The 26,556-nt window shown below is 29.0% G+C and carries 28 protein-coding genes and 1 riboswitch; of the genes, 2 read left to right on the top strand and 26 right to left on the bottom strand.

Annotation, left to right across the window (positions count from 1 at the left end):
- A partial coding sequence (locus I4U58_RS01735) for a hypothetical protein (RefSeq protein WP_195929318.1) occupies positions 1–897 on the bottom strand: 897 nt, incomplete at its 3' end.
- A gap of 226 nt (positions 898–1,123) precedes the next feature.
- Between I4U58_RS01735 and I4U58_RS01730 the strand changes: the two genes are divergently transcribed.
- Positions 1,124–2,845, top strand: a complete 1,722-nt coding sequence (locus I4U58_RS01730) for a glycoside hydrolase family 3 N-terminal domain-containing protein (RefSeq protein WP_195929317.1) — start codon at positions 1,124–1,126, stop codon at positions 2,843–2,845.
- 131 nt (positions 2,846–2,976) lie between these two features.
- On the opposite strand, the gene uvsE is transcribed toward I4U58_RS01730, so the two are convergent.
- The 8 genes from uvsE to I4U58_RS01690 all read right to left on the bottom strand — a co-directional run bounded on the left by uvsE (position 2,977) and on the right by I4U58_RS01690 (position 11,117).
- Positions 2,977–3,939 (bottom strand): UV DNA damage repair endonuclease UvsE, encoded by a 963-nt coding sequence (gene uvsE / locus I4U58_RS01725; RefSeq protein ID WP_195929316.1) that lies wholly within the window; start codon positions 3,937–3,939, stop codon positions 2,977–2,979.
- A gap of 215 nt (positions 3,940–4,154) precedes the next feature.
- Complete coding sequence (locus I4U58_RS01720; RefSeq protein WP_195929315.1) at positions 4,155–5,117, bottom strand: carbohydrate kinase; 963 nt, start codon at positions 5,115–5,117, stop codon at positions 4,155–4,157.
- 83 nt (positions 5,118–5,200) lie between these two features.
- Positions 5,201–6,637 (bottom strand): glycoside hydrolase family 32 protein, encoded by a 1,437-nt coding sequence (locus tag I4U58_RS01715; protein ID WP_243269532.1) that lies wholly within the window; start codon positions 6,635–6,637, stop codon positions 5,201–5,203.
- A 16-nt stretch (positions 6,638–6,653) separates the two neighbouring features.
- Positions 6,654–8,555 (bottom strand): PTS transporter subunit IIBCA, encoded by a 1,902-nt coding sequence (locus I4U58_RS01710; RefSeq protein WP_195929314.1) that lies wholly within the window; start codon positions 8,553–8,555, stop codon positions 6,654–6,656.
- Between the two features lie 326 nt (positions 8,556–8,881).
- Positions 8,882–9,874: a LacI family DNA-binding transcriptional regulator gene (locus I4U58_RS01705; RefSeq protein ID WP_307993776.1), complete on the bottom strand. Its 993-nt coding sequence runs from the start codon at positions 9,872–9,874 to the stop codon at positions 8,882–8,884.
- 150 nt (positions 9,875–10,024) lie between these two features.
- Positions 10,025–10,237 carry a hypothetical protein gene (locus tag I4U58_RS01700; RefSeq protein WP_195929312.1) on the bottom strand — a complete coding sequence of 71 codons (213 nt, stop codon included), beginning with the start codon at positions 10,235–10,237 and terminating at the stop codon, positions 10,025–10,027.
- 47 nt (positions 10,238–10,284) lie between these two features.
- Positions 10,285–10,800 carry a DUF2812 domain-containing protein gene (locus tag I4U58_RS01695; protein ID WP_055089442.1) on the bottom strand — a complete coding sequence of 172 codons (516 nt, stop codon included), beginning with the start codon at positions 10,798–10,800 and terminating at the stop codon, positions 10,285–10,287.
- Positions 10,801–10,805: 5 nt separating this feature from the next.
- Entirely contained in the window at positions 10,806–11,117 is a 312-nt protein-coding gene (locus tag I4U58_RS01690) for a PadR family transcriptional regulator (protein ID WP_195929311.1), read from the bottom strand.
- 361 nt (positions 11,118–11,478) lie between these two features.
- Here I4U58_RS01690 and I4U58_RS01685 point away from each other — a divergent pair, with 361 nt between their 5' ends.
- Positions 11,479–12,369 carry a LysR family transcriptional regulator gene (locus tag I4U58_RS01685; protein WP_195929309.1) on the top strand — a complete coding sequence of 297 codons (891 nt, stop codon included), beginning with the start codon at positions 11,479–11,481 and terminating at the stop codon, positions 12,367–12,369.
- A gap of 72 nt (positions 12,370–12,441) precedes the next feature.
- Here the strand turns inward: I4U58_RS01685 and I4U58_RS01680 are convergent, their stop codons facing one another.
- From I4U58_RS01680 to infA, 17 genes are all read right to left on the bottom strand, one after another.
- Entirely contained in the window at positions 12,442–13,620 is a 1,179-nt protein-coding gene (locus I4U58_RS01680) for a phosphoribosylaminoimidazolecarboxamide formyltransferase (RefSeq protein ID WP_195929307.1), read from the bottom strand.
- Positions 13,621–13,729: 109 nt separating this feature from the next.
- Positions 13,730–14,443, bottom strand: coding sequence for an IMP cyclohydrolase (locus I4U58_RS01675; protein ID WP_195929305.1), 714 nt, complete (start codon positions 14,441–14,443; stop codon positions 13,730–13,732).
- Positions 14,444–14,516: 73 nt separating this feature from the next.
- Positions 14,517–14,617: riboswitch (ZMP/ZTP riboswitch) on the bottom strand.
- A 117-nt stretch (positions 14,618–14,734) separates the two neighbouring features.
- The gene (locus tag I4U58_RS01670) at positions 14,735–16,015 is read right to left on the bottom strand and encodes an McrC family protein (RefSeq protein ID WP_195929303.1); all 1,281 of its coding nucleotides are present in this window, start codon (positions 16,013–16,015) and stop codon (positions 14,735–14,737) included.
- 19 nt (positions 16,016–16,034) lie between these two features.
- On the bottom strand, positions 16,035–18,281 hold the full coding sequence (locus I4U58_RS01665; RefSeq protein ID WP_195929302.1) for an AAA family ATPase: 2,247 nt from the start codon (positions 18,279–18,281) through the stop codon (positions 16,035–16,037).
- A 172-nt stretch (positions 18,282–18,453) separates the two neighbouring features.
- Complete coding sequence (gene rpsI, locus I4U58_RS01660; protein WP_195929300.1) at positions 18,454–18,846, bottom strand: 30S ribosomal protein S9; 393 nt, start codon at positions 18,844–18,846, stop codon at positions 18,454–18,456.
- Between the two features lie 27 nt (positions 18,847–18,873).
- Positions 18,874–19,302: a 50S ribosomal protein L13 gene (gene rplM / locus I4U58_RS01655; RefSeq protein WP_007285319.1), complete on the bottom strand. Its 429-nt coding sequence runs from the start codon at positions 19,300–19,302 to the stop codon at positions 18,874–18,876.
- Positions 19,303–19,426: 124 nt separating this feature from the next.
- On the bottom strand, positions 19,427–20,158 hold the full coding sequence (truA, locus tag I4U58_RS01650; RefSeq protein ID WP_195929298.1) for a tRNA pseudouridine(38-40) synthase TruA: 732 nt from the start codon (positions 20,156–20,158) through the stop codon (positions 19,427–19,429).
- 177 nt (positions 20,159–20,335) lie between these two features.
- Complete coding sequence (locus I4U58_RS01645; protein WP_195929296.1) at positions 20,336–21,163, bottom strand: energy-coupling factor transporter transmembrane component T; 828 nt, start codon at positions 21,161–21,163, stop codon at positions 20,336–20,338.
- On the bottom strand, positions 21,157–22,023 hold the full coding sequence (locus I4U58_RS01640; protein ID WP_195929294.1) for an energy-coupling factor transporter ATPase: 867 nt from the start codon (positions 22,021–22,023) through the stop codon (positions 21,157–21,159). The genes I4U58_RS01645 and I4U58_RS01640 overlap by 7 nt, the downstream gene beginning before the upstream one ends.
- Positions 22,011–22,844: an energy-coupling factor transporter ATPase gene (locus I4U58_RS01635; protein ID WP_195929292.1), complete on the bottom strand. Its 834-nt coding sequence runs from the start codon at positions 22,842–22,844 to the stop codon at positions 22,011–22,013. Before I4U58_RS01635 ends, I4U58_RS01640 begins: the two co-directional genes overlap by 13 nt.
- A 258-nt stretch (positions 22,845–23,102) precedes the next feature.
- Positions 23,103–23,444 (bottom strand): 50S ribosomal protein L17, encoded by a 342-nt coding sequence (gene rplQ / locus I4U58_RS01630; RefSeq protein WP_195929290.1) that lies wholly within the window; start codon positions 23,442–23,444, stop codon positions 23,103–23,105.
- Between the two features lie 20 nt (positions 23,445–23,464).
- Positions 23,465–24,412 (bottom strand): DNA-directed RNA polymerase subunit alpha, encoded by a 948-nt coding sequence (locus I4U58_RS01625; protein WP_195929288.1) that lies wholly within the window; start codon positions 24,410–24,412, stop codon positions 23,465–23,467.
- 74 nt (positions 24,413–24,486) lie between these two features.
- Entirely contained in the window at positions 24,487–25,107 is a 621-nt protein-coding gene (gene rpsD, locus I4U58_RS01620; RefSeq protein WP_195929286.1) for a 30S ribosomal protein S4, read from the bottom strand.
- A gap of 18 nt (positions 25,108–25,125) precedes the next feature.
- Positions 25,126–25,524 (bottom strand): 30S ribosomal protein S11, encoded by a 399-nt coding sequence (rpsK, locus tag I4U58_RS01615; RefSeq protein ID WP_007285311.1) that lies wholly within the window; start codon positions 25,522–25,524, stop codon positions 25,126–25,128.
- A 26-nt stretch (positions 25,525–25,550) separates the two neighbouring features.
- The gene (rpsM, locus tag I4U58_RS01610; RefSeq protein WP_007285310.1) at positions 25,551–25,922 is read right to left on the bottom strand and encodes a 30S ribosomal protein S13; all 372 of its coding nucleotides are present in this window, start codon (positions 25,920–25,922) and stop codon (positions 25,551–25,553) included.
- 149 nt (positions 25,923–26,071) lie between these two features.
- Positions 26,072–26,185 (bottom strand): 50S ribosomal protein L36, encoded by a 114-nt coding sequence (gene rpmJ, locus I4U58_RS01605; protein ID WP_018590391.1) that lies wholly within the window; start codon positions 26,183–26,185, stop codon positions 26,072–26,074.
- A 30-nt stretch (positions 26,186–26,215) separates the two neighbouring features.
- On the bottom strand, positions 26,216–26,434 hold the full coding sequence (infA, locus tag I4U58_RS01600; RefSeq protein ID WP_007285309.1) for a translation initiation factor IF-1: 219 nt from the start codon (positions 26,432–26,434) through the stop codon (positions 26,216–26,218).
- Positions 26,435–26,556 lie beyond the last annotated feature (122 nt).

Here is a 26,556-nt window from a genome sequence, read left to right as displayed (position 1 = left end):
TGATGAGTGATGTTTTATATTAAATTCACTAATTGCAAAGCAGTAATCCATCACCATATCATAAAATATATCTTTTATATCTTTATCAAATCTTGCTGACTCTATTTTTTTCATATATCTCTTAAATAAACTCGCTGCATATATATTGCTAACATCTTTATCTTTTAACATAACAAGAAGTAATGTATTATAATAAATCAGCTTATTTTGATGCATTCTGATATTATAAGCTTCTTCTTCTTCTACAAAATATAAATCTAAAATCTTGTCTAATACCTTCAAAGAATTTACTTTGCTTCCTGAGCTTACTGTATGCACAAGCCTTTTATCTAATCGAATACAATCTTCAACATATTTATAATCTAATAAGTCTGTTGTGATTTTATTACTATGTAAATGAACACGCTCATTTTTCTTAAATTTCTTTTTAAATATAAATTTGAGGTCTATATCTTTATCATAAATATTATTCTTTATTACAGATATAATAGATGTAATTTTACTTTTATTAATAAAAGGCAAAGTATTATAATATCTATGTATAAATTCTATATCATTATTAGATATATTGTATTCATCTGTATAGTTTAATAAATCTTCATATTTATTCTCAGATAAATACGGACCTACGAATAAATAATTTTGTTCTATCTTGTTTAAACATATAACAATATAATTTCCTAAAATTAAATTATCTAAAAGATATACATGCTCTTCTTCCATATTGAATAACATATCTCTAAATTTATCTTTTTCTTTATTATTATCTACAAATATAGGTAACATTAACTCTTTTATAAATGATAAGTCATCATTTAATCCCTTTATACAAAAACATTTTAAATTTAATGTTGCGTCTAACATTTCTGATATTAAATCTATTTTTTCATAAATCATTATATTTTCTCCCTTTACCTAACAAATCCCCTTAATACCAAATCCCTCATTTAAATTAATATAACAATTATATATGAACTAAAATTTATAAAACAAGTAATATTTGTGCTAAAACTATTCACAAATATTCTATAATATATTTTTCTCGATTGATATAATTATAACAAGGAATAGGTATTCCCGATAAATAATGTATAAAATATTCGACAACGAAAGGAATAAAAAAATGGCGATTAATTTAAAAGCAAAACCATTTTATCTTTCTGATGAAGATATAAAATGGGTAGAAGAAACTTTAGCAAATTTAACATTAGATGAAAAAATAGGACAAGTTTTCGTTGATATGTTATGGAATAATACTGAAGAAGAAGTAGTTGAAAGAATACAAAAATACGGTATGGGTGGATTTAGATATAACAATATGTCTCCAGCTGACCTATATAAACAAAATAAAGTAATACAAGAAACAAGTAAGATACCTGCTCTAATAGCTGCTAATATAGAAGCTGGTGGAGATGGTGGTGTTGGTGGGGGTACTCACTTCGGTCACCATGTAACAATAGGTGCTACTCAAGATAAAGAAAATGCATATAAATTAGGATACTATGGTTGTAAAGAAGCTGCAGCTATAGGTTGTAACTGGACTTTCGCTCCAATAGTTGATATAAATAAAAACTGGAGAAACTGTGTTGTTTCAAGTAGATGTTTCTCTAGTGAAGCTGAACAAGTTTTAGACATGTCTAAAGAATATTTAAGAGGTGCTAAAGATGCTGGTTTAGCTAGCTGTATGAAACACTTCCCTGGTGATGGTCTTGATGAAAGAGATCAACATATAGTAACTACTAACAACGATATGTCTGTTGAAGAATGGGAAGAAAACTTCGGTAAAGTTTATAGAGGCATGATAGATGCTGGTGTTGAATCAGTAATGATAGGACATATAAGACTTCCTGAAATGTCTAGAAAATTAAGACCAGGAATAAAAGATAATGAAATAATGCCTGCTACTATAGCTCCAGAGTTATTACAAGACTTATTAAGAGATGAATTAGGATTTAACGGATTAGTTATAACTGATGCAACTCATATGGTTGGTTTAACTTCTGCTATGAGAAGAGCTGAAATAATGCCTTATACTATAGCTGCTGGATGCGATATGATACTTTACTATAGAGATAAAGAAGAAGATATAGAAGCTATAAAAGAAGGTTTAGCTAATGGTGTATTAACTGAAGAAAGATTAAACGAAGCTGTTACTCGTATATTAGCATTTAAAGCAATGTTAAAATTACATACTAAAAAAGCTGAAGGTACTTTAGTTCCTGCTGAAGAAGGTCTTTCTGTAATAGGTTGTGAAGAACATAAACAAGTTGCTAAAGACATAGCTGACCAAGCTATAACTTTAGTTAAAAATACTAAAAATCAATTACCATTAACTCCAGAAACTCATAAAAGAATAATGCTTTATACTGTAGAGCAAGCTGGATTTCTTCCAAACAAAGTAGAAGCTGATAGATTAAACCAAAGAGTAAAAGCTAAATTAGAAGCTCAAGGATTTGAAGTTACTTTATTTGACCCAGCTGCTGGATTAAATGGTAAACAATTATTAGCTGCTACTCCAATAAAAGAATTCGTGGATCAATTTGATGCAGTAATGTTATTCGTTCATGTTGCTGGATTCTCTCAAAGCAACGTTAGACGTATAACTTGGGCAATGCCTATGGGTCCAGATATCCCATGGTATGTAACAGAATTACCAACAGTTTGTGTATCTGTATTCAATCCATTCCACTTAATAGATGTACCTATGGTACCAACTTATATAAATGCATACTCTGATAATGATGCAACATTAGATTTAGTTATAGAAAAAATAATGGGTAAATCTGAGTTTAAAGGTGTAAGTTCTGTAGATGCATTCTGTGGAGCTTGGGATACTCGTTTATAATAAGCCTTCAGTTTTTGCACTCTGCAAATTGAATTATATATTTAACTAAAAGAGCCAAAGTAATTGTAGTATTGTTCTACATTTACTTTGGCTCATAATTATATTAAATACTTTTATATTATAAATATAATTTAAAGTTCTAATGTAGTTTTATCTATCCAAGTGTATTCTGGTCTAAGCTTCTTTATATCATCTACAAGTTTAAAAAGAGCAATGTCTTTTTCTTTACATTCTAACATCACATCAAAATCTGTATTAACTATTCTGCTATTTTCTATAAAATCTATAAATGAAGATGCATCTATATAGTCTGCATGTTTTCTATCTAGCTCTCCATCCCTCGGCGAAGAAAAATGAATTTTTGGCGGAAGTTGTTGTTTATTCCATGTACCAAAAATCTCTCCTAGCATATCATATATATTTTCACCTTCATTATTACAATTGTGATGATGAACATCTAATACCATAGGTATATCTAATTGTTTACATAAAGTAAGTGTTTCATGTGCTGTATATATCTTATCATCATTTTCAATAATAAGCCTAGTTTGTATATCATGTGGAAATGTTTTAAAATTATCAACAAAACGACTAAGTGCCGATTCTTTCCCCCCTGTTGCACCACCTATATGAATAACCATTTTTCCTATTGGATAATCCATATCTTCAAACCACTCTACCTGTCTTGATAAGTTCTTTATAGTATTCTTTACAACTTCATCATTTGCACTATTAATTACATTAAATTGATCTGGATGTGTATCTACCCTCATATTATTTTTCTTTATCAATTTGCCTATATATTCAAAGTCCTTTTTAAATAGTTTTCTATATCCCCAGTTTGGAACATCTGGATGTGTAGTTAATGGTATTAGTGCTGATGTAAGCCTATAAAAATGTATATCATTTTCTATATTGTATCTAAGGATTTTTTCCAGACCCTCAAAATTTGAATGTGTTATAGATTTTAATTTTTCTATTTTCTTTTCTTCTGATGTTATTTTACTATATGTTTTATAAGTAACATTGCTGGAGCTTGTTACTTTTTTTCCTAATGCATTTGATATTGCAACATAGCCTAGTCTAATTTTCATATTGTATACTCCTAATATTTTTGTATTAGTTTATATAATGTTTATTAACTATTAATTCCTAATTTTTTAATATTTATAGTATATCCAACTTTTGATGTATTACTATTTTTATATCTATATAAAAATTCCATATAAACATTAGTTCATATGGAATTTCAAATAATTTGATATTATTAAAATTTAAGTTACATACCTTTTTAACCTGTATATAGTTTTTATATAATTTCTAAAAATTCATCTAATGTAGGATAAGAATCCATAGCCCCTTTTTTTGTTACACTTATAGCACAGTATCTATTTGAAAAATCTAAATATCTTTCTAAATCCTCTTTGTTTAATAACTTTAATTTATCTACATCTACACTATTTTTATCTAATTGATATAAAAACGAGCCTATAAATCCGTCTCCTGCTCCAGTAGTATCTTCTACTTGTGTTTTTATTCCAGGTATTGATGCTTTTGCAAATTTTGTGTATGCCTCTGCTCCATCTTTACCTTTTGTAAATATGATTAATTTGACATTACCTACAAATAATTTATCTAATTCATGCTCTATATTTGTTCCTCCAGTCACAAATTCTAATTCTTCATCAGAAATTTTTAAAATATGTGCTTTTGGTATCATTTCTAATATAGCTTCTCTTAATCTTTCTGGGGCTTTCCATAATGGAAGTCTTACATTTAAATCAAAACTTACTATTCCATTGTTATTTAATGTATATTCAATAGCTCTATCATGTGCTTGTTTCATAGGGAAATCGCCTATTGAAACAGAGCAAAAATGAAGTGCAAATATATTTTCAAACCATTCTTGTTTTATAGTATCTGCTTCAAGTAGCATATCTGCACCAGGTTTTCTATAAAAAGAAAATTCTCTGTTTTTATTTTCATCTAAAGCTACAAAAGCTAAACTCGTATTAGCTTCTGATGTTCTTGATACATATTCACAACCTATATTATATTTTCTAAATTCATCTATTATTTTATCTCCAAAAGGATCTTCACCTAATTGTGTTATCATTTTTGACTCTCCGCCTAATTTTGTAAAAGCAGCACATACATTAGCTGGTGCTCCACCTACTGCTGGTTTAAAACCATCTACTTGTTTGATTTTTTTACCTGACTCTGTAGGTATAAAATCAATTAATGCCTCTCCTATTGAAATTAATTTTTTCATTAAATTTTCACCTCTTCTATCAATTTGTATATCAAAAGCTAAAAGAGATTGACACAATATTATTATGTGACAATCTCTTTTGATTAATCATTTTTAATAATTGTATATCCTTTTAACGGATAGAAGAATACTTCACCTTTATTTTCTGTTAAGAATTCTATATTTTGATTAGATAATTTTCCATAAAGACGAGTTGTAAATACTTCTTGTCCATCATTAATAAATATTTCTAAACTTGATGTATCACTATATATAGTCAAGCTATTAACTTCATTTAATTCAACTGCTCTAATTGAGCGTCCATATCCACTTTGCTTCAGACTTAATGAAAGAACATGATTTAAATATGATAATTGAACGTCGTCTCTTATTTGTAAAACAAAATCTTGAGACTTATCAAAATCAACTTGCATTTCATAAACAACTGTATCCTTTTGTTTAATATTTTTACAGTTGGATACTATTTTTTCTAATCTTAAATTTTTCATTTCATCTAGTGGTTGTTGATAAATCTGATTGTTTTTATAAGATAAAACTCTAGGCATAGTCAAAGCATGTTGCCAACAATAATCAACAGTTGGTTGATTGTTATATTCTGCATCAGGTATTCCCATCCATGCGTATTGTATACGTCTATTTTTCTCATCTAAAAAACTTTGTGGAGCATAAATATCAAATCCTCTATCTAACTCTTTAAATTCACTTATTTTGTAAGTATTATTGTCAAAATCATAATCAACTTTAAAGTATCCAGTTTGATAAACATTAGAATAATCATAACCTCGTTGAGATATTCCTTGTGGGCATACTACTAAAAATAATTCTCCATCTAATTCAAATAAATCTGGACATTCCCACATATATCCGAAATCATCAACTTCTATACGATTATAATACTCAAAATTAATTAAATCTTTACTCTTATATAATAACACACATCCTTGATTATCTGATGTTCTACCACCTAAAACCATATAATAATAGTTATTCTTTTTAAATATCTTTGGATCTCTAACATGCTTGGACATATCTATTGGATAGTCATCATTAGAAAGAATTAATTCCTTTTCACTAATCTTATATCCATCCTTACTTGTCATATGAATTGTATTTTGTTCACGCCCAGAATTAATATAGTCATAATCTTCTCTATCAGTCAACTTCACATTTCCAGTATAAAAATAGTGAATTGTTTCATCTTCTACAAAGGCAGAACCGCTATAAACACCATCCCTATCAAGAGCAATATCTGGATATAAAAATGGTTCTTCTTGATTAAAATTAATCATATCTTTGCTTGTATAATGTCCCCAAAGCTTTGTTCCCCATCCAGCTGTAAAAGGTGTATATTGAAAATAAATATGGTAGACACCGTCTTTTTGAAATAACCCATTTGGATCATTTAAAAAACCTGTTGGAGGCATCAAATGATATTGTAATCGATAATTATCCCTTTTAACATTATCTCGCATACTTTTATGAGTCTTGTATTCATTTAAGTAATCTTCTTTTGTCATCATTAGAGATCCCCACCTCCTATTTAACTACTGCAACAACATCTTTTCCTTGAGTTTGACCAGTGTATTGCATTTGTAAAGTACGTTTGTCAGCTAATTCAAATGACATCATTGTTTCCGTAGAATATCCTTTTTCTTTTACTAAATCTATATCAAATTTTAATAATAAATCTCCTTTTTTAACCTCTTGGTCAACATCAACAAATGTTTCAAATCCATCACCATCCATATTAACAGTATCAATACCACAGTGAATAAGTATACTAGAACCATCTTTCAGCTTCATTCCTATAGCATGCTTGCTTGGGAATACAATAGTTATCTTTCCATCACAAGGTGCGACAATCTCCCCATCAATTACATCTACAGCAATTCCATCACCCATACATTTTGATGCAAATGTAGCATCAGATGATTCACCTATATTTTTAACTCTTCCTTTTACAGGAGAAGTAACTTCAATATTGCCTACTTTTTCTGAAACATCATATTCACTATCTTCTACTTTAGTAGTTTTTTTGTCTTTAACTTTACCAAATATCACACAGAACACAAGACCTGTAGATAAAGCAATTATATGAGCTATTATATAATTTATATATCCATTATTAGTAGGGTCAGTAATAGCTATACCAGGTAATGCACTTGTCCCAAACCCTAATGCTGCTAAATCAGCAAAATAAACATAGGCACCTGCAATAGCTCCTCCTAAGCATCCAGCAACTAGTGGGAACTTATGACGTAAGTTAACACCAAATATAGCTGGTTCACTTATTCCGAATAAAGTTGATGCAAATGAAGGAATACATAATTCTCTAGCTTTTACATCATTCCAGTTTAATATTAAATATCCTAAAACAGCTCCACCTTGCCCCATCAATGCAACTGACATTAAAGGATTTAAGAAGTTTCTCCCTGTATCAGCAATTAACTGAGCTTCAACAGCTCCTATAATATGATGTAAACCTGTAATAACTACTATTTGTTGTAAACCTGCAAAAATCATATAACCTAACGCACCTAGATTTTCAGTCATCCAAATTAAACTTCCTGTTATTAAATTACCTAACTCTCTACCTAATGGTCCAACAACTGTGAATAATAATACTGTAGAAATAAATACTGTACATAATGGTGATAATAATAGTTTAATAAAATCAGGTACTTTTTTATCAAAGAAAATATCTAATTTAGCAACTACAAATCCCATCATTAATGCGATTATAATTCCACCTTGAAATCCTACTAATTCAATTGGGAAGCCAAAAATCCTAATAACTTCTGGAACAACACTTCCTGATCCAACTGAATATGCATTTGCTAAAGAAGAATCAAGCATTATCGCCCCAACAATCATACCTAAGATTGGTTTTCCACCATATCTCTTAGTAGCACTATAGCAAACAGCCATTGGTAAAATACTAAATATTCCATTAGCAGCTATACTTGCTAATTTATTAATTGCATATAATGTTTCATTATTTACAACAACATCCCATTTGCCTAAAACACCAGTAATCCCCATAAGTAATGCTGCAGCTAATATCCCAGGCATAATACCGATAAAAACATCTGATAAAGACTTGATTACTGTTTGTATTGGATTTTGTTTTTGAGCACTTTGAACTTTAATATCTCCAAGCGACATATTTTCTGTATGTGTATAACGACTGAATACTTCATAAACTTCATTTACTAAACCTGCTCCAAATATTAATTGCAATTGGTTACCTGCGATAAACACGCCTTTTACTGAATCAATATTTTCTAATTTTTCAATGTCGGCTAAATTATTATCAGTTAGCACTATACGTAATCTTGTTGCACAATGTGCAACGCCTTGAATATTATCCTCTCCACCTACGTAATTCACTATTTCTTTCGAAATGCGTAAATATTTTTCTTGTTTATTTTCTTCCATATTTTTATCCCCCTTTTGTAATATATGATATCGTTCTCACATTTCTCAAGTTCATTGTAGCACGCTACTTATATTTATGCAAAGGTTTTTTGAATTTTTTTCCACATTCTTTAATCATATAACTTGTTATGACTAACTTATAAATTTATTAAAATCTGAAATCAATTCCATATTTTATTTTGATATCCCCTTTATATATGTATTATCACTAATTATACATATAAATTCACTTCATTCATAGCGCCAATGGCTTCATCTCTTGCTCTAGGTAATAAGTTGTAAATTAAAAAAGCACCCAATCTCATTATCAGATTAAGTGCTTATTTTTAATTTGTTGATTCCTGAACTATTATTTCATACCCCATTTTTATATCTCTAATAATTTTGTCTCCATTTTCAATCATATTCATAATTATATTAGCAGCTTCTATTCCAGAAGTTTTATAATGAAAATGTACTGTTGTTAATTTAGGTTCTACAACCTTTGATATATTTGTATGACCAAAACCAACTATTGAAATATCTTCTGGTATTTTCTTTCCACATTCTTTTAAGTATTGCATAGCTCCAACAGCGATATTATCTGTTGCACAAAATAGTGCGTCTATATTTGGATTTTCTAAGAAAAGTTCCTTTGTTTTTAAGTAACCATCCTCCATATTAAACTTTGCTATTTTCATATTATTTTTATTGATATCTATCCCATACTCTTTTAGTGCATCTATATACCCATTATATCTTCCGCTACCAGCTGATTCATCATCTAAGTTTACACCTATATATCCAGGATTTTTTCTATTATCCTTTATTAATTCTTTAGTTATATCTTTTGCTGCATTATAGTCATCATTATATATACATGAATAACCTTTTAAATATTGTCCTACTATTACTACTGGTATACTTAACTCTTGTAATAGTTTTTTATGCTGTTTAGTAAATACTGTTGCTATTAATATAATTCCATCTACCTGATTATTTTGTAAAACCTTAAGATATTCTAATTCTTTATGTTCATTGTTAAATGTATCAGCAAGGATAATTTGATATCCTTCCTTTGATAAAGCTTCATTTATACCTAAAATTTCTCTACTTATAGATTGTGAATCTAGCTTTGGTATAATAACACCTATTAACTTACTCTTTTTTGTTCTTAGTATTCTAGCTTGAGCTGATGGTATGTACCCTGTATCCTCTATTACCTTTGCAATTATATTTCTTTTTTCTTCACTGACATATCCATTATTTAAATATCTCGATACTGTTGCTCGTGAAACCCCCGCTAACTTTGCTATCTCATTAATATTAATTTTTTCCACACTCCCTTCTAGATTTAAAATTAATACAAAAAAATATTTTTGCACCGGACTTTTTAATCACTATTAACATAGTACCAATACAAAAATATTTTTTCAATAAATCTATCCTACTAAATGTAAATTCCCAAAAGTTATCCACTGTGGATAACTTTATTTTGTTTTTATACACATCCCAGTTGCCATATTGTTATTTGTTTGATCATTTTGCTTATTATTATGAGCTTCTTTTTTATCATCCATATTGGATTTATCCACAATTTCATTATCTTTTTTAGAATTTGCTTTACTAAACTTCACTGCCAAAACAGCAATTGTTAACCCCATTATAATCCAAGGTAATGCAGCATAAATAAAATCTTTCATTTTAATCTCCCCTTTTAATTAAGTAAATTTATTAACTTTATAAATTATTACTTAACATCCTCTTCTATTCTCTTTATTCTATTTTCAAAGCGTCTTACTGATTTAAATACTATAAAGAATAGTATGAATAAGAATATAAATGAAAATATATTAAATTTAGAGTTGCTTATAAATATCGGTGGTAATTGCAATAGTGAAGCTATCAATTCTAAGTACATAAATGGTTTTAAAAACTTTATAATACTTTCATAATGACCTTTTAGCGATTCTTTATCAGAGTATAGTTTGAATTCATTGTTTGAAGATGTTTTTCTGCGAAGGTATACCCAATAATACCATCTACATACAACCTCTACTCCAGCTTCCTCCATAAAATCATAATAGTCTTGTTGTTCTACATTTTCTGGCATTAAATCTATTTGATATTCATATTCTCCTGGTTCACATTTTTCAAATTTATAAAATCCCAAGAAAAATTTTTTCAATGCCCATCCTTCTCTACTAAGTTTATTTAACCAGTCTTGTTCTTTTTGGTTATCTATATAATAACGATACTTAATCATAATTATCATACCCCCATCTTTTCACCATTTTTTATTAATTCATTCAATCTTATAACTTCTTTTTTAAACACCTCTACCCCTAAAGGTGTTATTACATAAGATTTTTTCTTTCTAGATTGTTTTTCTTCGCTGTATAGTTTTATCCAGCCTTTTTCTAATAATGAATTTATTGCTCCATATAAAGTTCCTGGACCTAAATTCACCCTCCCATCTGTCATATCAAATACATCTTGTATTATTCCATATCCATGATTGGGCTCTCTAACTGCTAATAATATATAATAAACTGCTTCTGTCAGTGGTGTCTCTTTGTTCATATCTATCGCCTCCTAATATATCGTTAACTGATATATTATTAATGTATCAGCTTACGATATATACGTCAAAAAAGCGTAGTTTTATCACAAATCAATAAATTTACTATAATATTAATTTTCATATATATGTAAATTAATATTTGTTTATCATAATAAAAAATACTTGTCTAAATTAATATGTCTATATCAATACGTCTTTTTTTGATTTTTTGCTGTATTTATAGTTATTTATTATCATTAAATATATCAATATTCTTACAAACTAAATATTAAACGTGTATAAAATAAAGAAAAATGCTAAAATATAAACAATGCGAATTTTTAAGGTTGCTTAAATAAAATACCATTGAGGAGGGTTGTCATGCTACCTGAATTAAAAACTTTTATATCTATAGTCGAAACCGACAATGTTATGAAAGTTATGGAAAATTTGAATCTCTCTAAAGCAACTGTTTATGAACATTTAAAATACTTAGAACAATTCTTTAGAGTAAATATCGCTCTTATTTCTAGAAACAATGAAATAACTATAACAGAGAGCGGAAACTTATTATACAAAAGGGCAAAACAGATTTTTAATATAATAGATGATACCCCAGGGGAATTAATAGAAAATAATAATGATGATGTAGTAGGTAGTATAAAAATTGGAGTCAATTCTGTTCTTGAAGAGTATTTTTTACCGAAATTTTTATCTGAGTTTCTAAAAAAATATCCAAATATAAATATAGATATATTTACAGATAGTGATAAAAACATTCTAAATAAATTAAGAAATAATGAAATAGATATAGGACTTATAGAAGAATTATATGAAAAAAATACTCTTATGCAAAATAGATTTCTGAGAGAAAAAATGGTTCTTATAATCCCATATGCAAACACAATTAAAGATATCTCTACATATATGAACGAGCTAAAGTCTAAAAGATGGATAACTAGAGAGGATAATTGTTCAACAAAACATTTTATAGATCTTTTCTTAAAAGAGAATCATCTTAAACCAGAAAGTATGTTGACTTTGGGAAGTGATTATGCAATTAAAGAGGCTGTAAAAAATAAATTAGGTATTAGCATTATTCCTAAACTTATTGCAGAGCCATCTTATAAAAATGAAGATATATGCATTCTTCCATTAGAAAGTTATTATGAAAAATATTTTACATATGTTTTAAATGATAACAATCATTCTAAATCTACAACTATATTCTTAAATGAATTAAAAAACTTCTGTAAACACTTTTACAGATAATTAAATCACAAATATAAAAAGGTAGAATTAAAAATTTATTTTATTTTTAATTCTACCTTTTTTATATATTCTCTAATGATGGAATAGTCTTATGCCTGTAAATAACATAGCTATATTATATTTATCACAACATTTTATTACTTCATTATCTCTTACTGATCCCCCTGGCTGAACTATATATTTAACTCCGCTTTTGTGTGCTCTTTCTATATTATCTGGGAATGGGAAAAATGCATCAGACCCTACAACTACATCTGTCATTTTATCTAACCAATCTCTTTTAGCTTCTTTTGTAAAAACTTCTGGTTTTATTTTAAATATTTTTTGCCATTCTCCTTCACAAAGAATATCCATATATTCATCCCCTATATAGATATCTATTGCATTATCTCTTTCTGCACGACCAATTTCATCTTTAAACTCAAGCCCCATTACTTGAGGTGATTGACGAAGATACCAATTGTCTGCTTTTTGCCCAGCAAGACGAGTACAGTGAATCCTTGACTGTTGCCCTGCCCCTATGCCTATCGCTTGACCATCTTTAACATAACAAACTGAGTTTGATTGAGTATATTTTAATGTGATAAGTGCAATCTTCATATCTATTAATATTTCTTCTGGGATATTTTTATTTATAGTCACTATATTAGATAATAAATCATCATCAATATCTAATTCATTTCTACCTTGCTCAAAAGTCACCCCATAAACTTGCTTTCTTTCTAATTTGTTTGGAATATAGTTTTCATCTATTTGGATTATATTATAATTGCCTTTTTTCTTTGTCTTTAATATTTCAAAAGCTTCATCTGTGAATCCTGGAGCAATAATTCCATCCGAAACTTCTCTCTTTATTAAATTTGCAGTATCAATATCACATATATCTGATAATGCTATAAAATCGCCAAATGATGACATTCTATCAGCTCCTCTAGCTCTTGCATATGCACTTGCAAGTGGTGATAATTTTCCTAAATCATCAACCCAATATATTTTTGATAATGTATCGTCTAATTCTTTTCCTACTGCCGCTCCTGCTGGCGATACATGTTTGAATGATGTTGCTGCTGGAAGTCCTGTAGCTTCTTTTAACTCTTTAACCAACTGCCACCCATTAAAAGCATCTAAAAAGTTTATATATCCTGGTTTCCCATTTAAGACTTTTACTGGTAGTTCTGAACCATCTTCCATAAATATTCTTGATGGTTTTTGATTTGGATTGCACCCATATTTTAATTGAATTTCTTTCATTATATATACTCCTTTTGTGCTATTATACACTTTTATTTAATACCTCTTTTTTATATTTAAATTTATCTATTATACTACGAAATACATCTATAATTTTTAAAACATTTATCTATTTATTTTTATTGATTATTCTTGTTTCATATTCACCACTTTTAATATCTATAAATCTGACAAATAACGAAACTTTGTTATCCTCATTTAAATTACTCCATATCATATTAGTAAATTCATCTATATCTCCATCTATTTCTACTAATTTAGGTTCACCTTCAAAACTTGGTAATACCTCGCCGTCATGCATATATGTATGTATAAAATGACCTTGACCTTCTATTGGATTTTCATACGCAAATGTATATCTGTTGCACGAGTTTGGATTGCCATTATTACTTTTTAATATAGACATTGCATAATTGTATTTATTATTTTCAATATGCATTATTCCTGATATTCTAGGTGTGTAATTTGGAGCATCTGGCTCAAATTTTCTACTTCTAAGTGATTGTTCAAAAGTGAGTTGTTTATCCATACCTTCATATATAGTATCTGTTTGGTCTCCATTAGTTATTATTGTTTTATTTCCTAAAACCTTGACTGGAGCATAAATTATTAATGATGGATCTTCAAGTTTTGATGAATCAAATGCTTGTGTTCTTATTCCTTCTCCATCTTCTACAAATACTCTATTTCTACTATTATTACTTCTTCCCATTATAAAATAAGCTGTTACTGCTTTTTTTCCGTCCTTAGATTTCCCGATAACTATTCCTCTTCCTGGATAAGTATTGTTACTCAATTCGTTGGCAAGTGATAATATATTCATTATATTTCCCCCTAAGATAAATTATTTTTCAATTAAAAAACCGCCTGAAACACGCAAATATCCCATAGAATATAATACGTGCCCAGGCGGTCGGCAATTCCTAAATATATAATCAAGCTCCCTGTAGGTTATCCTACGCATCTTTCGATGTTTCCACCAGTCACTTGACCGTTCTTTGTTTTACAAGTTTATTATATACGAATATAATTTTAGTTTCAAGTAAAAATATACGTATTTTTTCATCTGATTAGTTTATTGAAATACAAATTATTATTTTAACTTTTTTATGTATTATAATTCAATGATTAATTGATTGATACTTTCCTTAATATTAAATAAATCTATAAATCTTACTTTTACACTAATGCCATCTTTTGATTTAAATTCTATAGGTTTACTTACTATAATCTTTTCTGTATTAGGATATAACAATATTACATTTTCAGCTCCATACTTTTTAGAATAAGCATACATTTGATACATATCAGATTGAGATATACTATAATTTGATTTTTGACCAGAAAGTAGCTTCCACTTAGTATCTAATATAACAATATTATTATCTTTTTTATTTTTAACAACAATATCTGGTTTTAGCAAAAATTTTTTATTAGGTTCATCAAATAGATGATGTGTTTTATCTTGGATAGAAATATTATATGCTGATTTATTTAAATTCCTTCTTAGAACTTCTGCTACATAACTTTCAAATAAGTTTTCCATTGGGAATAACAGTACAAAAGCAATCTTTGAACCAGAAAATGAAGTAAAACTCTTGCCCATAAGAAAAATCTTGCTCCATAATAATGCTGTTGTATAATCCTTTTTATTTCTATCAGCTGCTATTATTCTATTAAAATCTTCTTCATAATTAATAGATTTTTCAACTTCCAAAAAGCTATTTAACAACATTTTTATATCATTTTTATTTTTCAAAGAATGTGTATTTTTATATAGATAAAGTAATGTAGATTTTAATAACTTATTTTCAGGACAATTCGTATTAAATTCATCATATTCTACATAACTTTGCTCTTTATGTGCATAATTGTACTTAATTTGTTGTGCAAATTTCATTTTTCCTTTGAACACTCTTTCATTAGACTCTATTGTCTCATAATTTGACTTTAGACCCTTCTTTACAATAAGTAGTACTTCATTTATAAACATTCTTATAAAAATTTCAAAGATATTCATTTTATCAACACTTACATTAGCTACCTGTAAAGATTTATATGGTGATTTTCTTAAAGTTTTCAACATATCCATAACTAATTTTTTAACTTTAGCTTCTGTTACATCTTCTTGTGAATAAATCTTAGGAAGAATTTCAATAGTTGTACCATCTTTTATTTCAATTATTCCAACATAGTTTTTTGCTGTTATAACTTTTCCTATTCCCTTTCTTACTGAAATATTCATAAATTCTAATGCTTCTACATCTCTATTTTTATTTGAAAGTATAAACTCCTCTAATATGTCAAATATATAATTTGGTAAGTAGGTATAGCCTGTAATATTTTTTCCCCTTGCAAACGAACTATATTCAGTTATTTGATATGTTTTCTTCATTCTTTATACCTCTCACAAATTATATTGAGCGATATGCTTCAATATTTGTTAATGCAAAACTATTTATTTTATAAGTTCTCATTTCATCAAATTCATAATCTGTATCTCCAAATAAATCATTATAATCATTTTCTTCTATTGTAATAAACTGTTTATCCTCAGTATCCTTTTGGTTATCACCAAGAACCAGTCGGATTTTCTCATAATCCTCATAAAAATATTCTTGTAATAGAGGAATAATACTATTTTCAAAAATATTTGCCAGCGTCTCAATAGTTGGAGCATCTTTCAGAGGTAAGAAATAAGCATGTCCTAAAGTATGTTCTCTATCAAATAAAACAGTTATACGCTTATTCATTTTTATAAATATATCTTTGACAGAAACATCTTCTACATAAATTCCATCTAAAACCTCTGAATCTGGCAACATCTCTTTAAAATTAAATCTACGTCGTAATGCTGTGTCAATTGTTGCAATAGATCTATCTGCTGTGTTCATTGTCCCAATTAAATACACGTTATTTGGAACTCCAAAAAGTTTTTGAGAATAAGGCAATTTAACTTTTTGTCCTTCAGCCTGACCTATACGTTTTGTCGGTTCTATTAACGTAATTAATTCTCCAAAAATTTTTGATATATTTCCCCTATTGATTTCATCTATTATAAAAATATGATTCTTTTTCTTTTCTTCAACCTCTATAGTATTATTAGAATATTTCTCTATAATTTCCATAACATCTGATAAATCCATTCTTAATTTATATACCGTAGGATTACTAAGTCTGCTTCCATTATTAATTTTTATAATATTCTCTTTAATACCTTTTACAATCCAATTTACCTTACGTAATCTTTTATATTCAGCATATTCATCATGCCATTCATATTCACCTGTTACTACACCAATAGCATCCACGGTATTACAATCGTAGCAAGACATAACTATATCACCTATACTCATATCATTAATAAAATAATTTAATATGTTTCTACCAGCATCACCTTTAGATAGATTTGTAATTTCCCTACCATACTCATCATATCCTATTCTAATATGATTATTTCTCATACATTCGGTACGTGTTGAATTTTCGCCTGAACCCTCAAGTGAAATTTTCCATATAGTTGGTGATTCATTTATACCTATATCACATTTTTCTTTTCTCAAAATTGGTTTACCAGCTATATCACAAAACTTTTTAAATAATCCTGGAACCACTTCATATTGTATATCAGTTTCATCTTCTTCATCACTATGTATAACTGGTTTAATACCTTCTATAAATTCTTCATATCCATAAGATTGATGAAATGTAGTGAACTCTATAACCCCATCTTCTTTATACTTATTATATCTATCAATAACCTTTGTATAATTCTCCCTTTTTATATCTTCAAGTTTTTTATTTTCAATTATAGCAACTGCATACATAACTGTATTGTATGTCTTTCCAGTACCAGGAGGGCCATATAATATTGTATTTTTAGATATATCTGTATTTTGTTTATTATATTTATTAACTGCTGGTCTATAATCATCTTGTTCATATGCCATAAAAGATAATTCTTTGAAATTTATATAACCATATTTACCATATTTTATTTTATCTAATAGTAAATCACATAATTGAATATACTGTTCACCATTTGGTATATTTTTAAATTGATTTATTTCTTTAATAAATTGTTCTGGAAGAATTTTTTCACTAATAATAAATTCTCTATTTTTTGAGTCTAGGTTTATATAAGTATTTGGACGAATCCAGTATAATCCCATTGTAATATTCCACTGAATGCCTTTTTGTTTAATTACTTTGTCATATGCAGATTCTATTTTTAATTTATTTTCTTGTGTAGGATTATCAGCATATCTAATAGCTGATTCAAAAACTTCCCACAGATTATTTATATCATTTTTACCCCTTTCTTCAGAAAAATAAAAAAAAGCAGCACTTAGATTATTAACTAATGGAATTCCATCAAAACTATATGGTATCTCATTTTTAAGATTGAATTGGCTAGAGATTCCTCCTAAAATACGCTTACGATTTCCATCATTTATTCCCTTATTAAACAATCCAAAAACTGTAAATGGGTCTATATCAAATATTTCCCCATTGTTCTCCATTTTGGGTAACTTCATTCCTATTTCTTTATAAACACTTTTAATTTTAGAAAGAAGATTCTCCCTATCATTTTTATATTTTAATAATGTTGTTGCAAACTCCTCATAAAAGTTACTCCAATTAAATGTATCTTCATTCATACATTATCCCCCTTATACTACTAGTTTTTACTTTAATTATATCAAATGAATAATATGTATGTATTAAAATCAATCATTCTAATAAATCACCCCTAATATACTTTTTTATACAACAAAAAAAGCCTTGAAGTTAATAACTTCAAGACTTTCATAAATACCATATAAGGTAATACTATCTTTTTGAGAATTGAGGTGCTCTTCTTGCAGCCTTTAATCCGTATTTCTTTCTTTCTTTCATTCTAGCATCTCTAGTTAAGAATCCAGCTTTTTTAAGCTCTGATCTTAATTCAGCATCAGCTTTTAATAAAGCTCTAGATATACCATGTCTTATAGCACCAGCTTGTCCAGTGAATCCTCCACCTTCAACTCTTACTATAACGTCATATTTGTTTTCATTGTTAGTTAAAACTAATGGTTGTTTAACATCTCTTATTAATGTATCGTAATCGAAATATTCGTCTAATGCTCTTCCGTTTACTGTTATGTTTCCTTCACCTGCAACTAATCTAACTCTAGCTACAGAGCTTTTTCTTCTTCCTGTTCCGTAGAATTGTACTTTTTCCATGATAACTCCTCCTTTCACCTAGTTAAATTAGAAGCTTATTACTTCTGGTTTTTGAGCTGCATGAGTATGTTCTGCTCCTGCGAATACTCTTAATCTAGTCATCATTCTAGCTCTTAATTTATTTTTTGGTAACATTCCGCTAACTGCATGTGCTACTACTTCTTCTGGTTTCTTTTCCATCATTTCTCTGTAAGAGATTTCTTTTAATCCACCTACATAACCAGTGTGATATCTATAGTATTTTTGATCTAATTTTTTTCCTGTTAAAACTACTTTTGATGCATTTACAACAACAACAAAGTCTCCACCGTCTACATGTGGTGTAAATGTTGGTTTATGTTTTCCTCTTAATATAGTTGCTATTTCTGTAGCAAGACGACCTAATGTTTTTCCTTCAGCGTCAACTAAGTACCAATTTCTTTGTACTTCAGCTGGTTTAGCTATATAACTTTTCATGGTTGTCCCTCCTTCTTAATTTTCAAAAATTTTATTTTACCGTTTTATATAAAGTCCGGGGCGTTGTGGACTTATTAACACATTCCTATATATTCTAATACAACTACGAAAAAGTGTCAAGGGTTTAATAGTTAACTTTTTTGAGAAATAAACCATGTGCAGGCGCTGTGTGACCACACATTGACCTACTTTTGGAATTTATTATTTCTTCCATATTATGTTTAATTCTGCCTCGACCTATATCCACAAGTGTACCTACAATTATCCTTACCATATTGTATAAAAATCCGTTTCCACTCACTTCAATAGATATCATTCCGTCGTTTTCTTTTATATCGACATCATAGATAGTTCTCACTGTATCTTTTACTGATGAGCCAGAACTCATAAATCCGCCAAAATCATGTGTACCAATTAAATATTTGGCTTCTGAGCGAATTTTATCTAAATCTAAGTCATACCTCACATGATATGATAAATCCTTGTATAAAGGGCTTCTGTAAGGTTTATTGTAGATTAAATATCTATATGTCTTTCCACAAGCATTATATCGTGCGTGAAAGTCTATGTCAACCTCTTCGCATGATATTACAGAAATATCTTTTGGCAATTTGGCATTTAATGCATCAGGTACTCTATCTGCTGGTATGTTACATTCTGTTTTAAAGTTTGCCACTTGACCTAGGGCGTGCACACCTGCATCTGTTCTTCCCGATGCAGTAACCTTTACTTCTTCTTTTGTTATTTCATATATGGCTTTTTCTACTGTCCCTTGAATCCCAAGTGCATTGGGTTGTTTTTGCCATCCACAGTAGTCTTTACCGTTATATTGTAAAGTAATCTTTAAGTTTCTCATTAATTACCTCTTCAATCTTAAATTATTTTACTTTGTAAGTATTTATAAATAAAAAACTGTTAATTGTTCTTTAATTTAAAAAATTGATTTTTAGACGTAATATAGCTTATAAAATACTTTATCACATAATCTAAAAATCAATTTTTATAATTGTTATTTACAGTTTTACTTATTAAATTATACTAATATGTGTATAAATCTACTTGCTATACTTCCTGCTAAGAATAGTATCATAAGTAAATATGCTACTTTATCTGCAGTAGTAATAACAGCCTGTCTCATTTTTGTTCTGTTATATCCACCTCTATAACATCTAGCTTCCATAGCCATAGCTAATTCGTCAGCCCTTCTGAAAGCACTTACGAATAATGGTACTAATAATGGTACTAAGTTTTTCGCTCTGTTTATAAGGTTGCTACTTTCAAAATCAGCCCCTCTAGACATTTGAGCTTTCATTATTTTATCTGTTTCATCTAATAATGTTGGTATAAAACGTAATGCTATAGTCATCATCATTGCTAGTTCATGTACTGGTAGACCTATTTTATTAAATGGTGATAGAAGTCTTTCTATACCGTCTGTTAATTGTATTGGTGATGTTGTAAGTGTTAATAAAGATGTACCTACAACTAAGTATATTAATCTAATAGCCATAAATATCGCTTGTCTTAGACCTGCATCAGTAATTTTTAAAAATCCTAATTGAAGTTTAACTCCTCCAACAACAAGTACTTCTCCAGGTAAACAAAACATATTTATTACAAATGTGAATAATAGAATCCATCTTAAAGGCTTTAGTCCCTTCATCATATATTTCATAGGGATATCAGATGCCTTAACTACAGCTGCTATTATTGCAAATATAATTGCATATGGCCAAAATTGATTTACTACGAATAGAGCAATCATAAATATAATTGCTGCTATAATCTTTGTTCTTGGATCTAATTTATGGATTTTAGAATTTGCTGGATAATATTGACCTATAGTTATATCTTTTAACATTTCTTTCTTCCTCTCATAACTTTTAGTATTTCGTCTTTGACTTCCTCTACTGTAAGTATGTCTGGTCTTATATCAAAGCCTTTTTGTCTTAATTTAGTTGCTAATTCTAATACTTGAGGCACATCTAGGCCTATTTCTCTTAGTTTGTCAGCATGAGAAGTGAAGACTTCTCTAGGTGTTCCCATAAATTCTATTTTTCCATGATTCATAACAATTATTGTTTGGGCAAGTTTTGCCATATCATCCATACTGTGTGATGAAAGTATTATAGTTATATTATTGTCACGATGTAATTTTTTAATCAGATTAAATATTTCATCTCTACCGCCTGGGTCTAATCCTGCTGTCGGTTCATCTAATATAAGTACTTCTGGGTTCATAGCTATTACACCAGCTATTGCTACCCTACGTTTTTGACCACCTGATAAATCAAATGGTGATTTATCTTTATATGTTTCGTAGTCAAGTCCAACTGCTTCCATCGAATTTTTAACTCTTTTGCTTATTTCAGCTTTATCTAGTCCTAAGTTTCCTGGACCAAATGCAATATCTTTTTCTACAGTTTCTTCAAATAATTGATACTCTGGATATTGAAAAACTATCCCTACTCTTTTTCTAATTTCAGTTAAATTTAAATCTTTATCTGTTATATTAAAACCATTTACTATAATTTGACCAGAAGATGGCTTTAATAAACCATTTAAATGTTGTATTAATGTTGATTTTCCAGAACCAGTATGTCCAATTAAACCAACAAAGTCATTATCTTTTATCTCAAAAGAAATATCATCAAGAGCCTTGCTTGCAAAAGGCATTCCTTCATCATATATATGAGTTAAATTCTTTACTATAACTGACATAATTTATCCACCATTTCATCCACTGTTAATATGTCATCATCTAAATCTAGTCCTTCTTCTCTTAAAAGGCTAGCTAGTTCTGTCATATAAGGTACATCTAGACCTATTTCCTTTAATAAATCTACATTTTTAAATACCTCTTTTGGAGTCCCTTCTAATAGTTTTTTACCTTTGTCTACAACAACTACTCTATCAGCTTGGACAGCTTCTTCCATATAATGGGTTATATGTAAAGTTGTAATATTCTCTTCTTTATTTAATTTTTTTATTACGTTCATAACTTCTTTTCTACCTGATGGGTCTAACATTGCTGTAGCTTCATCAAATATAATACATTTAGGTCTCATAGCTATAATACCTGCTATTGCAACCCTTTGTTTTTGACCACCTGATAATAAATGAGGTTGTCTATCCTTTAATTCATAAATACCAACACTTTTTAGAGCATCTTCAACTCTTTCTCTGATTAATGTTGGCTCTACACCAAGATTTTCTGGACCAAACGCAACATCTTCTTCTACTATTGTTGCTACTATTTGGTTATCTGGATTTTGGAATACCATTCCTGCAGTTTGTCTAATATTCCACAGTTTTGACTCATCTTTTGTATTCATACCATCGATATAAATATCACCTTGAGTTGGTACTAAAATTGCATTTAAATTTTTAGATAAAGTTGATTTACCTGATCCATTATGACCTATTATTGCAACAAATTCACCTTGTTTTACTTCTAAGCTCAAATCATCTATTGCTTTAAATTTAGAATCTATCGTTACATATTCAAAGGTCATATCCTTTACATTTATTATATTTTCCATCTCATATACTCCTTTATAAAGCAGTAGTTTAAAAACTTATACAGTTTATTATTATAACATAGTTTAGCCATAAAAATTTAAAAATATTGCTGTTAATTTGAAAGTATTTCCATATTTTTTGTTTCTTACGGATACAATTAAAATATTTTATATACTTAATATATACATAGTATAAACCTATCTATTCATATTTTATTGTATAAAAAAATAAAACCCATACTAAACAGTATGGGTTTATCTATATAAAACTATTATTTACTATACTAATTCTATAAATGCCATTTCAGCAGCGTCGCCTCTTCTTGGCCCTTTTTTGATTATTCTAGTGTATCCACCGTTTCTTTCAGCATATTTTGGAGCTAAATCAGTGAATAAGTTGTTTACAACAGTTTCATCCATAACGTAAGCTAAAACTTGTCTTCTAGCATGTAAATCTCCTCTTTTAGCAAGAGTTATCATTTTTTCTGCCATTCTACGAGTTTCTTTAGCTCTAGTTACAGTAGTTTCTATTCTACCATTTCTTAGTAAGTCAGTTACTAAGTTTCTTAACATAAGATTTCTGTGTGAAGTCACACGACCTAATTTACGATAAGTAGCCATGTCAATCCCTCCTTTGTCGATTATTCTTCGCTTGGTTTAAGACCTAATCCAAGTTCTTCTAGTTTTTGAATTACTTCTTCTAATGATTTTTTACCAAGGTTTCTAACCTTCATCATATCATCTTCAGACTTATTAGCTAATTCTTCAACTGTGTTTATTCCCGCTCTTTTTAAACAGTTATAAGATCTAACTGATAAATCTAATTCTTCTATAGTCATTTCTAAAACTTTTTCTTTTTGATCTTCTTCTTTTTCTACCATTATTTCTACGTTACTTACGTGTTCAGTTAAATCTATGAATAGATTTAAATGCTCAACAAGTACTTTAGCAGCTAGAGATATTCCTTCTTGAGGATTTATACTTCCATTAGTCATAACTTCTAGAGTTAATTTATCATAATCTGATTTTTGACCAACTCTTGTATTCTCTACATGGTAGCTAACTTTTTCAACGGGAGTATATATCGAATCAACAGGTAATACACCTATAGGCATATTGTCTGTTTTATTTTCTTCTGCTGGTACATATCCTCTACCTTTATCAACATATATTTCCATATTAAGTTTAGCATTATCATCTAAAGTAGCGATGTGTAAATCTTTACTTAATATTTCAACGTCTGGAGGACATATTATGTCAGATCCTTTGATAGAGCATGGACCTTGAGCTTCTATTTTAAGTGTTCTACTTCCTTCACCATCAATAGTAGCTGAAAGTTCTTTTAATGCTAATATTATTTCAGTAACATCTTCTTTTACACCTGGTATTGTAGAGAACTCATGTAACACTCCGTCTATTTTTATAGAGTGTACTGCTACACCTGGTAAAGATGATAATAATATTCTTCTTAGGGCATTCCCTATAGTTATTCCGTAGCCTCTCTCTAGAGGTTCCACTACGAATTTTCCATATCTATAGTCTTCGCTAAGCTCAACTATATCTACTTTTGGTTTTTCTATTTCTATCATGGACTAAACCCTCCTTAAAATTTGTTAATCCACTGAGGGTAAACAATTTTAAAATTATTTTTAAAAACTGCTTATTATTTTGAATAAAGTTCTATGATTAAGTGTTCTGCTATTTCGATATCTATATCTTCTCTAGTTGGTAATGCAACTACTTTAGCAGACATTTCTTCTAAGTTTACATCTAACCAGTTTGGAGCAACTTTGTTTGCTTCAACTAGAGCTTTGAATTTAGCTGATGATTTAGAAGTTTCTTTAACAGCTATAACATCTCCAACTTTAACAGTTAATGATGGTATATCTACTTTTTTACCGTTTAAAGTAAAGTGTGCATGAGTAACTAATTGTCTAGCTTCTTTTCTAGAGTTAGCTAATCCCATTCTGAAAACTACGTTGTCTAATCTTTCTTCTAATAGACATAATAAGTTTTCACCAGTTTTACCTGACATTTTTTCTGCACGTTCATATAAATTTCTGAATTGAGTTTCTAAAACTCCGTATATTCTTTTAACTTTTTGTTTTTCTCTTAATTGTAATCCATAGTTAGAAAGTTTCTTTCTCCCTTGTCCGTGTTGCCCAGGAGCATAGTTTCTTTTAACTACAGCACATTTATCTGTATAACATCTATCACCTTTAAGGAATAATTTCATTCCTTCTCTACGGCATTGTCTACATGATGCACCAGTATATCTTGCCATTGTCTATACCTCCTATGATTATACTCTTCTTCTTTTTGGTGGTCTACATCCATTGTGTGGTATTGGAGTGACGTCTTTTATCATTGTTACTTCAAGTCCTGTAGCTTGTAAAGCTCTTATAGCAGCTTCTCTACCAGAACCTGGTCCTTTAACAAATACTTCTACGCTTTTTAAACCGTGTTCCATCGCAGCTTTAGCAGCAGTTTCTGCAGCCATTTGAGAAGCAAATGGAGTTGATTTTCTTGATCCTTTAAATCCTAATTGTCCTGAAGATGCCCATGATATAGCATTTCCATGAACGTCAGTTAAAGTAACTATTGTATTATTAAAAGTTGATTGTATATGTGCATGTCCACGATCTATATTTTTACGTTCTCTTCTTCTTACACGTGTTGCTTTCTTTTTTGGTTTAGCCATTTCTCGATTTCCCTCCTATCTATTTATTATTTTTTCTTTTTACGAGATACAGTTTTTCTAGGACCTTTTCTAGTTCTAGCATTAGTCTTAGTTTTTTGTCCTCTTAGAGGTAATCCTTTAGCATGTCTTATACCTCTGTAACATTTTATATCTCTTAATCTTTTTATGTTTAATGCGATTTCTCTTCTTAAGTCACCTTCAACTAAGAAATCATTATCTATGATTCTTCTTAATGTATTAACTTCTTCTTCTGATAAATCTTTTATTCTTGTATCAGGATTTATCTCAGCTTTAGCTAATATTTCATTAGCAGTTGCTCTACCTATACCATATATATAAGTTAAGCCTATTTCCGCTCTCTTTTCGTTAGGTAAATCTACCCCAGCGATTCTTGCCATAGTTGCACCTCCTACATTAGTTTTCTGTAAAAAACCGAGTCTTTTACATATTTTCGTATCTATTTTTTCGTTATTTTTTAACAATTTTTGTTAACATCACAGTTCTCTATTATAGCATAAAACAACTGTAAATGCTATCATTTTTTATATTATCCTTGTTTTTGTTTGTGCTTTGGATTTTCGCAGATAACCATTACTTTACCTTTTCTTTTGATTATCTTACATTTTTCACACATTGGTTTTACTGATGGTCTTACCTTCATTATTAATCCCTCCTTAGACTATACGCTAGTCTACTTCTTACGCCAAGTGATTCTTCCTCTTGTAAGATCATAAGGTGAAAGTTCTATTTTAACCTTATCACCTTCAAGAATTCTTATGAAGTTCATTCTTAGCTTACCAGATAAATGGCATAATACTTCATGTCCATTTTCTAATTTAACTTTAAACATAGCATTTGGTAAGTTTTCTACAACTGTACCTTCAAATTCTATTACATCTTTTTTGGCCATTAAACAACCAGCCCTCCATTCAATAAGTCAGCAAATCGACTTAATTAAGTTAGCTCTTAAAAAGTATCATTAACAATTTTATACTATTTTATTACTTTTTTGAAAGTAATTTAAACTCAAGT

It is taken from the genome of Clostridium sp. 1001270J_160509_D11 (genome assembly GCF_015667935.1).
GTDB lineage: Bacteria > Bacillota > Clostridia > Peptostreptococcales > Peptostreptococcaceae > Intestinibacter.
The sequence above is the reverse complement of the archived record's forward strand: the minus strand, read 5'-3'. Positions and strand labels throughout refer to the sequence as shown.

Bases quoted from the DNA above. Each gene is read 5' to 3' on its own strand.
- I4U58_RS01730 (WP_195929317.1), top strand. From the start codon at position 1,124: ATGGCGATTAATTTAAAAGCAAAACCATTTTATCTTTCTGATGAAGAT.
- uvsE (WP_195929316.1), bottom strand. From the start codon at position 3,939: ATGAAAATTAGACTAGGCTATGTTGCAATATCAAATGCATTAGGAAAA.
- I4U58_RS01720 (WP_195929315.1), bottom strand. From the start codon at position 5,117: ATGAAAAAATTAATTTCAATAGGAGAGGCATTAATTGATTTTATACCT.
- I4U58_RS01715 (WP_243269532.1), bottom strand. From the start codon at position 6,637: ATGATGACAAAAGAAGATTACTTAAATGAATACAAGACTCATAAAAGT.
- I4U58_RS01710 (WP_195929314.1), bottom strand. From the start codon at position 8,555: ATGGAAGAAAATAAACAAGAAAAATATTTACGCATTTCGAAAGAAATA.
- I4U58_RS01700 (WP_195929312.1), bottom strand. From the start codon at position 10,237: ATGAAAGATTTTATTTATGCTGCATTACCTTGGATTATAATGGGGTTA.
- I4U58_RS01695 (WP_055089442.1), bottom strand. From the start codon at position 10,800: ATGATTAAGTATCGTTATTATATAGATAACCAAAAAGAACAAGACTGG.
- I4U58_RS01690 (WP_195929311.1), bottom strand. From the start codon at position 11,117: ATGAACAAAGAGACACCACTGACAGAAGCAGTTTATTATATATTATTA.
- I4U58_RS01685 (WP_195929309.1), top strand. From the start codon at position 11,479: ATGCTACCTGAATTAAAAACTTTTATATCTATAGTCGAAACCGACAAT.
- I4U58_RS01680 (WP_195929307.1), bottom strand. From the start codon at position 13,620: ATGAAAGAAATTCAATTAAAATATGGGTGCAATCCAAATCAAAAACCA.
- I4U58_RS01675 (WP_195929305.1), bottom strand. From the start codon at position 14,443: ATGAATATATTATCACTTGCCAACGAATTGAGTAACAATACTTATCCA.
- I4U58_RS01670 (WP_195929303.1), bottom strand. From the start codon at position 16,015: ATGAAGAAAACATATCAAATAACTGAATATAGTTCGTTTGCAAGGGGA.
- I4U58_RS01665 (WP_195929302.1), bottom strand. From the start codon at position 18,281: ATGAATGAAGATACATTTAATTGGAGTAACTTTTATGAGGAGTTTGCA.
- rpsI (WP_195929300.1), bottom strand. From the start codon at position 18,846: ATGGAAAAAGTACAATTCTACGGAACAGGAAGAAGAAAAAGCTCTGTA.
- rplM (WP_007285319.1), bottom strand. From the start codon at position 19,302: ATGAAAAGTTATATAGCTAAACCAGCTGAAGTACAAAGAAATTGGTAC.
- truA (WP_195929298.1), bottom strand. From the start codon at position 20,158: ATGAGAAACTTAAAGATTACTTTACAATATAACGGTAAAGACTACTGT.
- I4U58_RS01645 (WP_195929296.1), bottom strand. From the start codon at position 21,163: ATGTTAAAAGATATAACTATAGGTCAATATTATCCAGCAAATTCTAAA.
- I4U58_RS01640 (WP_195929294.1), bottom strand. From the start codon at position 22,023: ATGTCAGTTATAGTAAAGAATTTAACTCATATATATGATGAAGGAATG.
- I4U58_RS01635 (WP_195929292.1), bottom strand. From the start codon at position 22,844: ATGGAAAATATAATAAATGTAAAGGATATGACCTTTGAATATGTAACG.
- rplQ (WP_195929290.1), bottom strand. From the start codon at position 23,444: ATGGCTACTTATCGTAAATTAGGTCGTGTGACTTCACACAGAAATCTT.
- I4U58_RS01625 (WP_195929288.1), bottom strand. From the start codon at position 24,412: ATGATAGAAATAGAAAAACCAAAAGTAGATATAGTTGAGCTTAGCGAA.
- rpsD (WP_195929286.1), bottom strand. From the start codon at position 25,107: ATGGCAAGATATACTGGTGCATCATGTAGACAATGCCGTAGAGAAGGA.
- rpsK (WP_007285311.1), bottom strand. From the start codon at position 25,524: ATGGCTAAACCAAAAAAGAAAGCAACACGTGTAAGAAGAAGAGAACGT.
- rpsM (WP_007285310.1), bottom strand. From the start codon at position 25,922: ATGGCAAGAATCGCTGGGGTAGATTTACCTAACGAAAAGAGAGCGGAA.
- rpmJ (WP_018590391.1), bottom strand. From the start codon at position 26,185: ATGAAGGTAAGACCATCAGTAAAACCAATGTGTGAAAAATGTAAGATA.
- infA (WP_007285309.1), bottom strand. From the start codon at position 26,434: ATGGCCAAAAAAGATGTAATAGAATTTGAAGGTACAGTTGTAGAAAAC.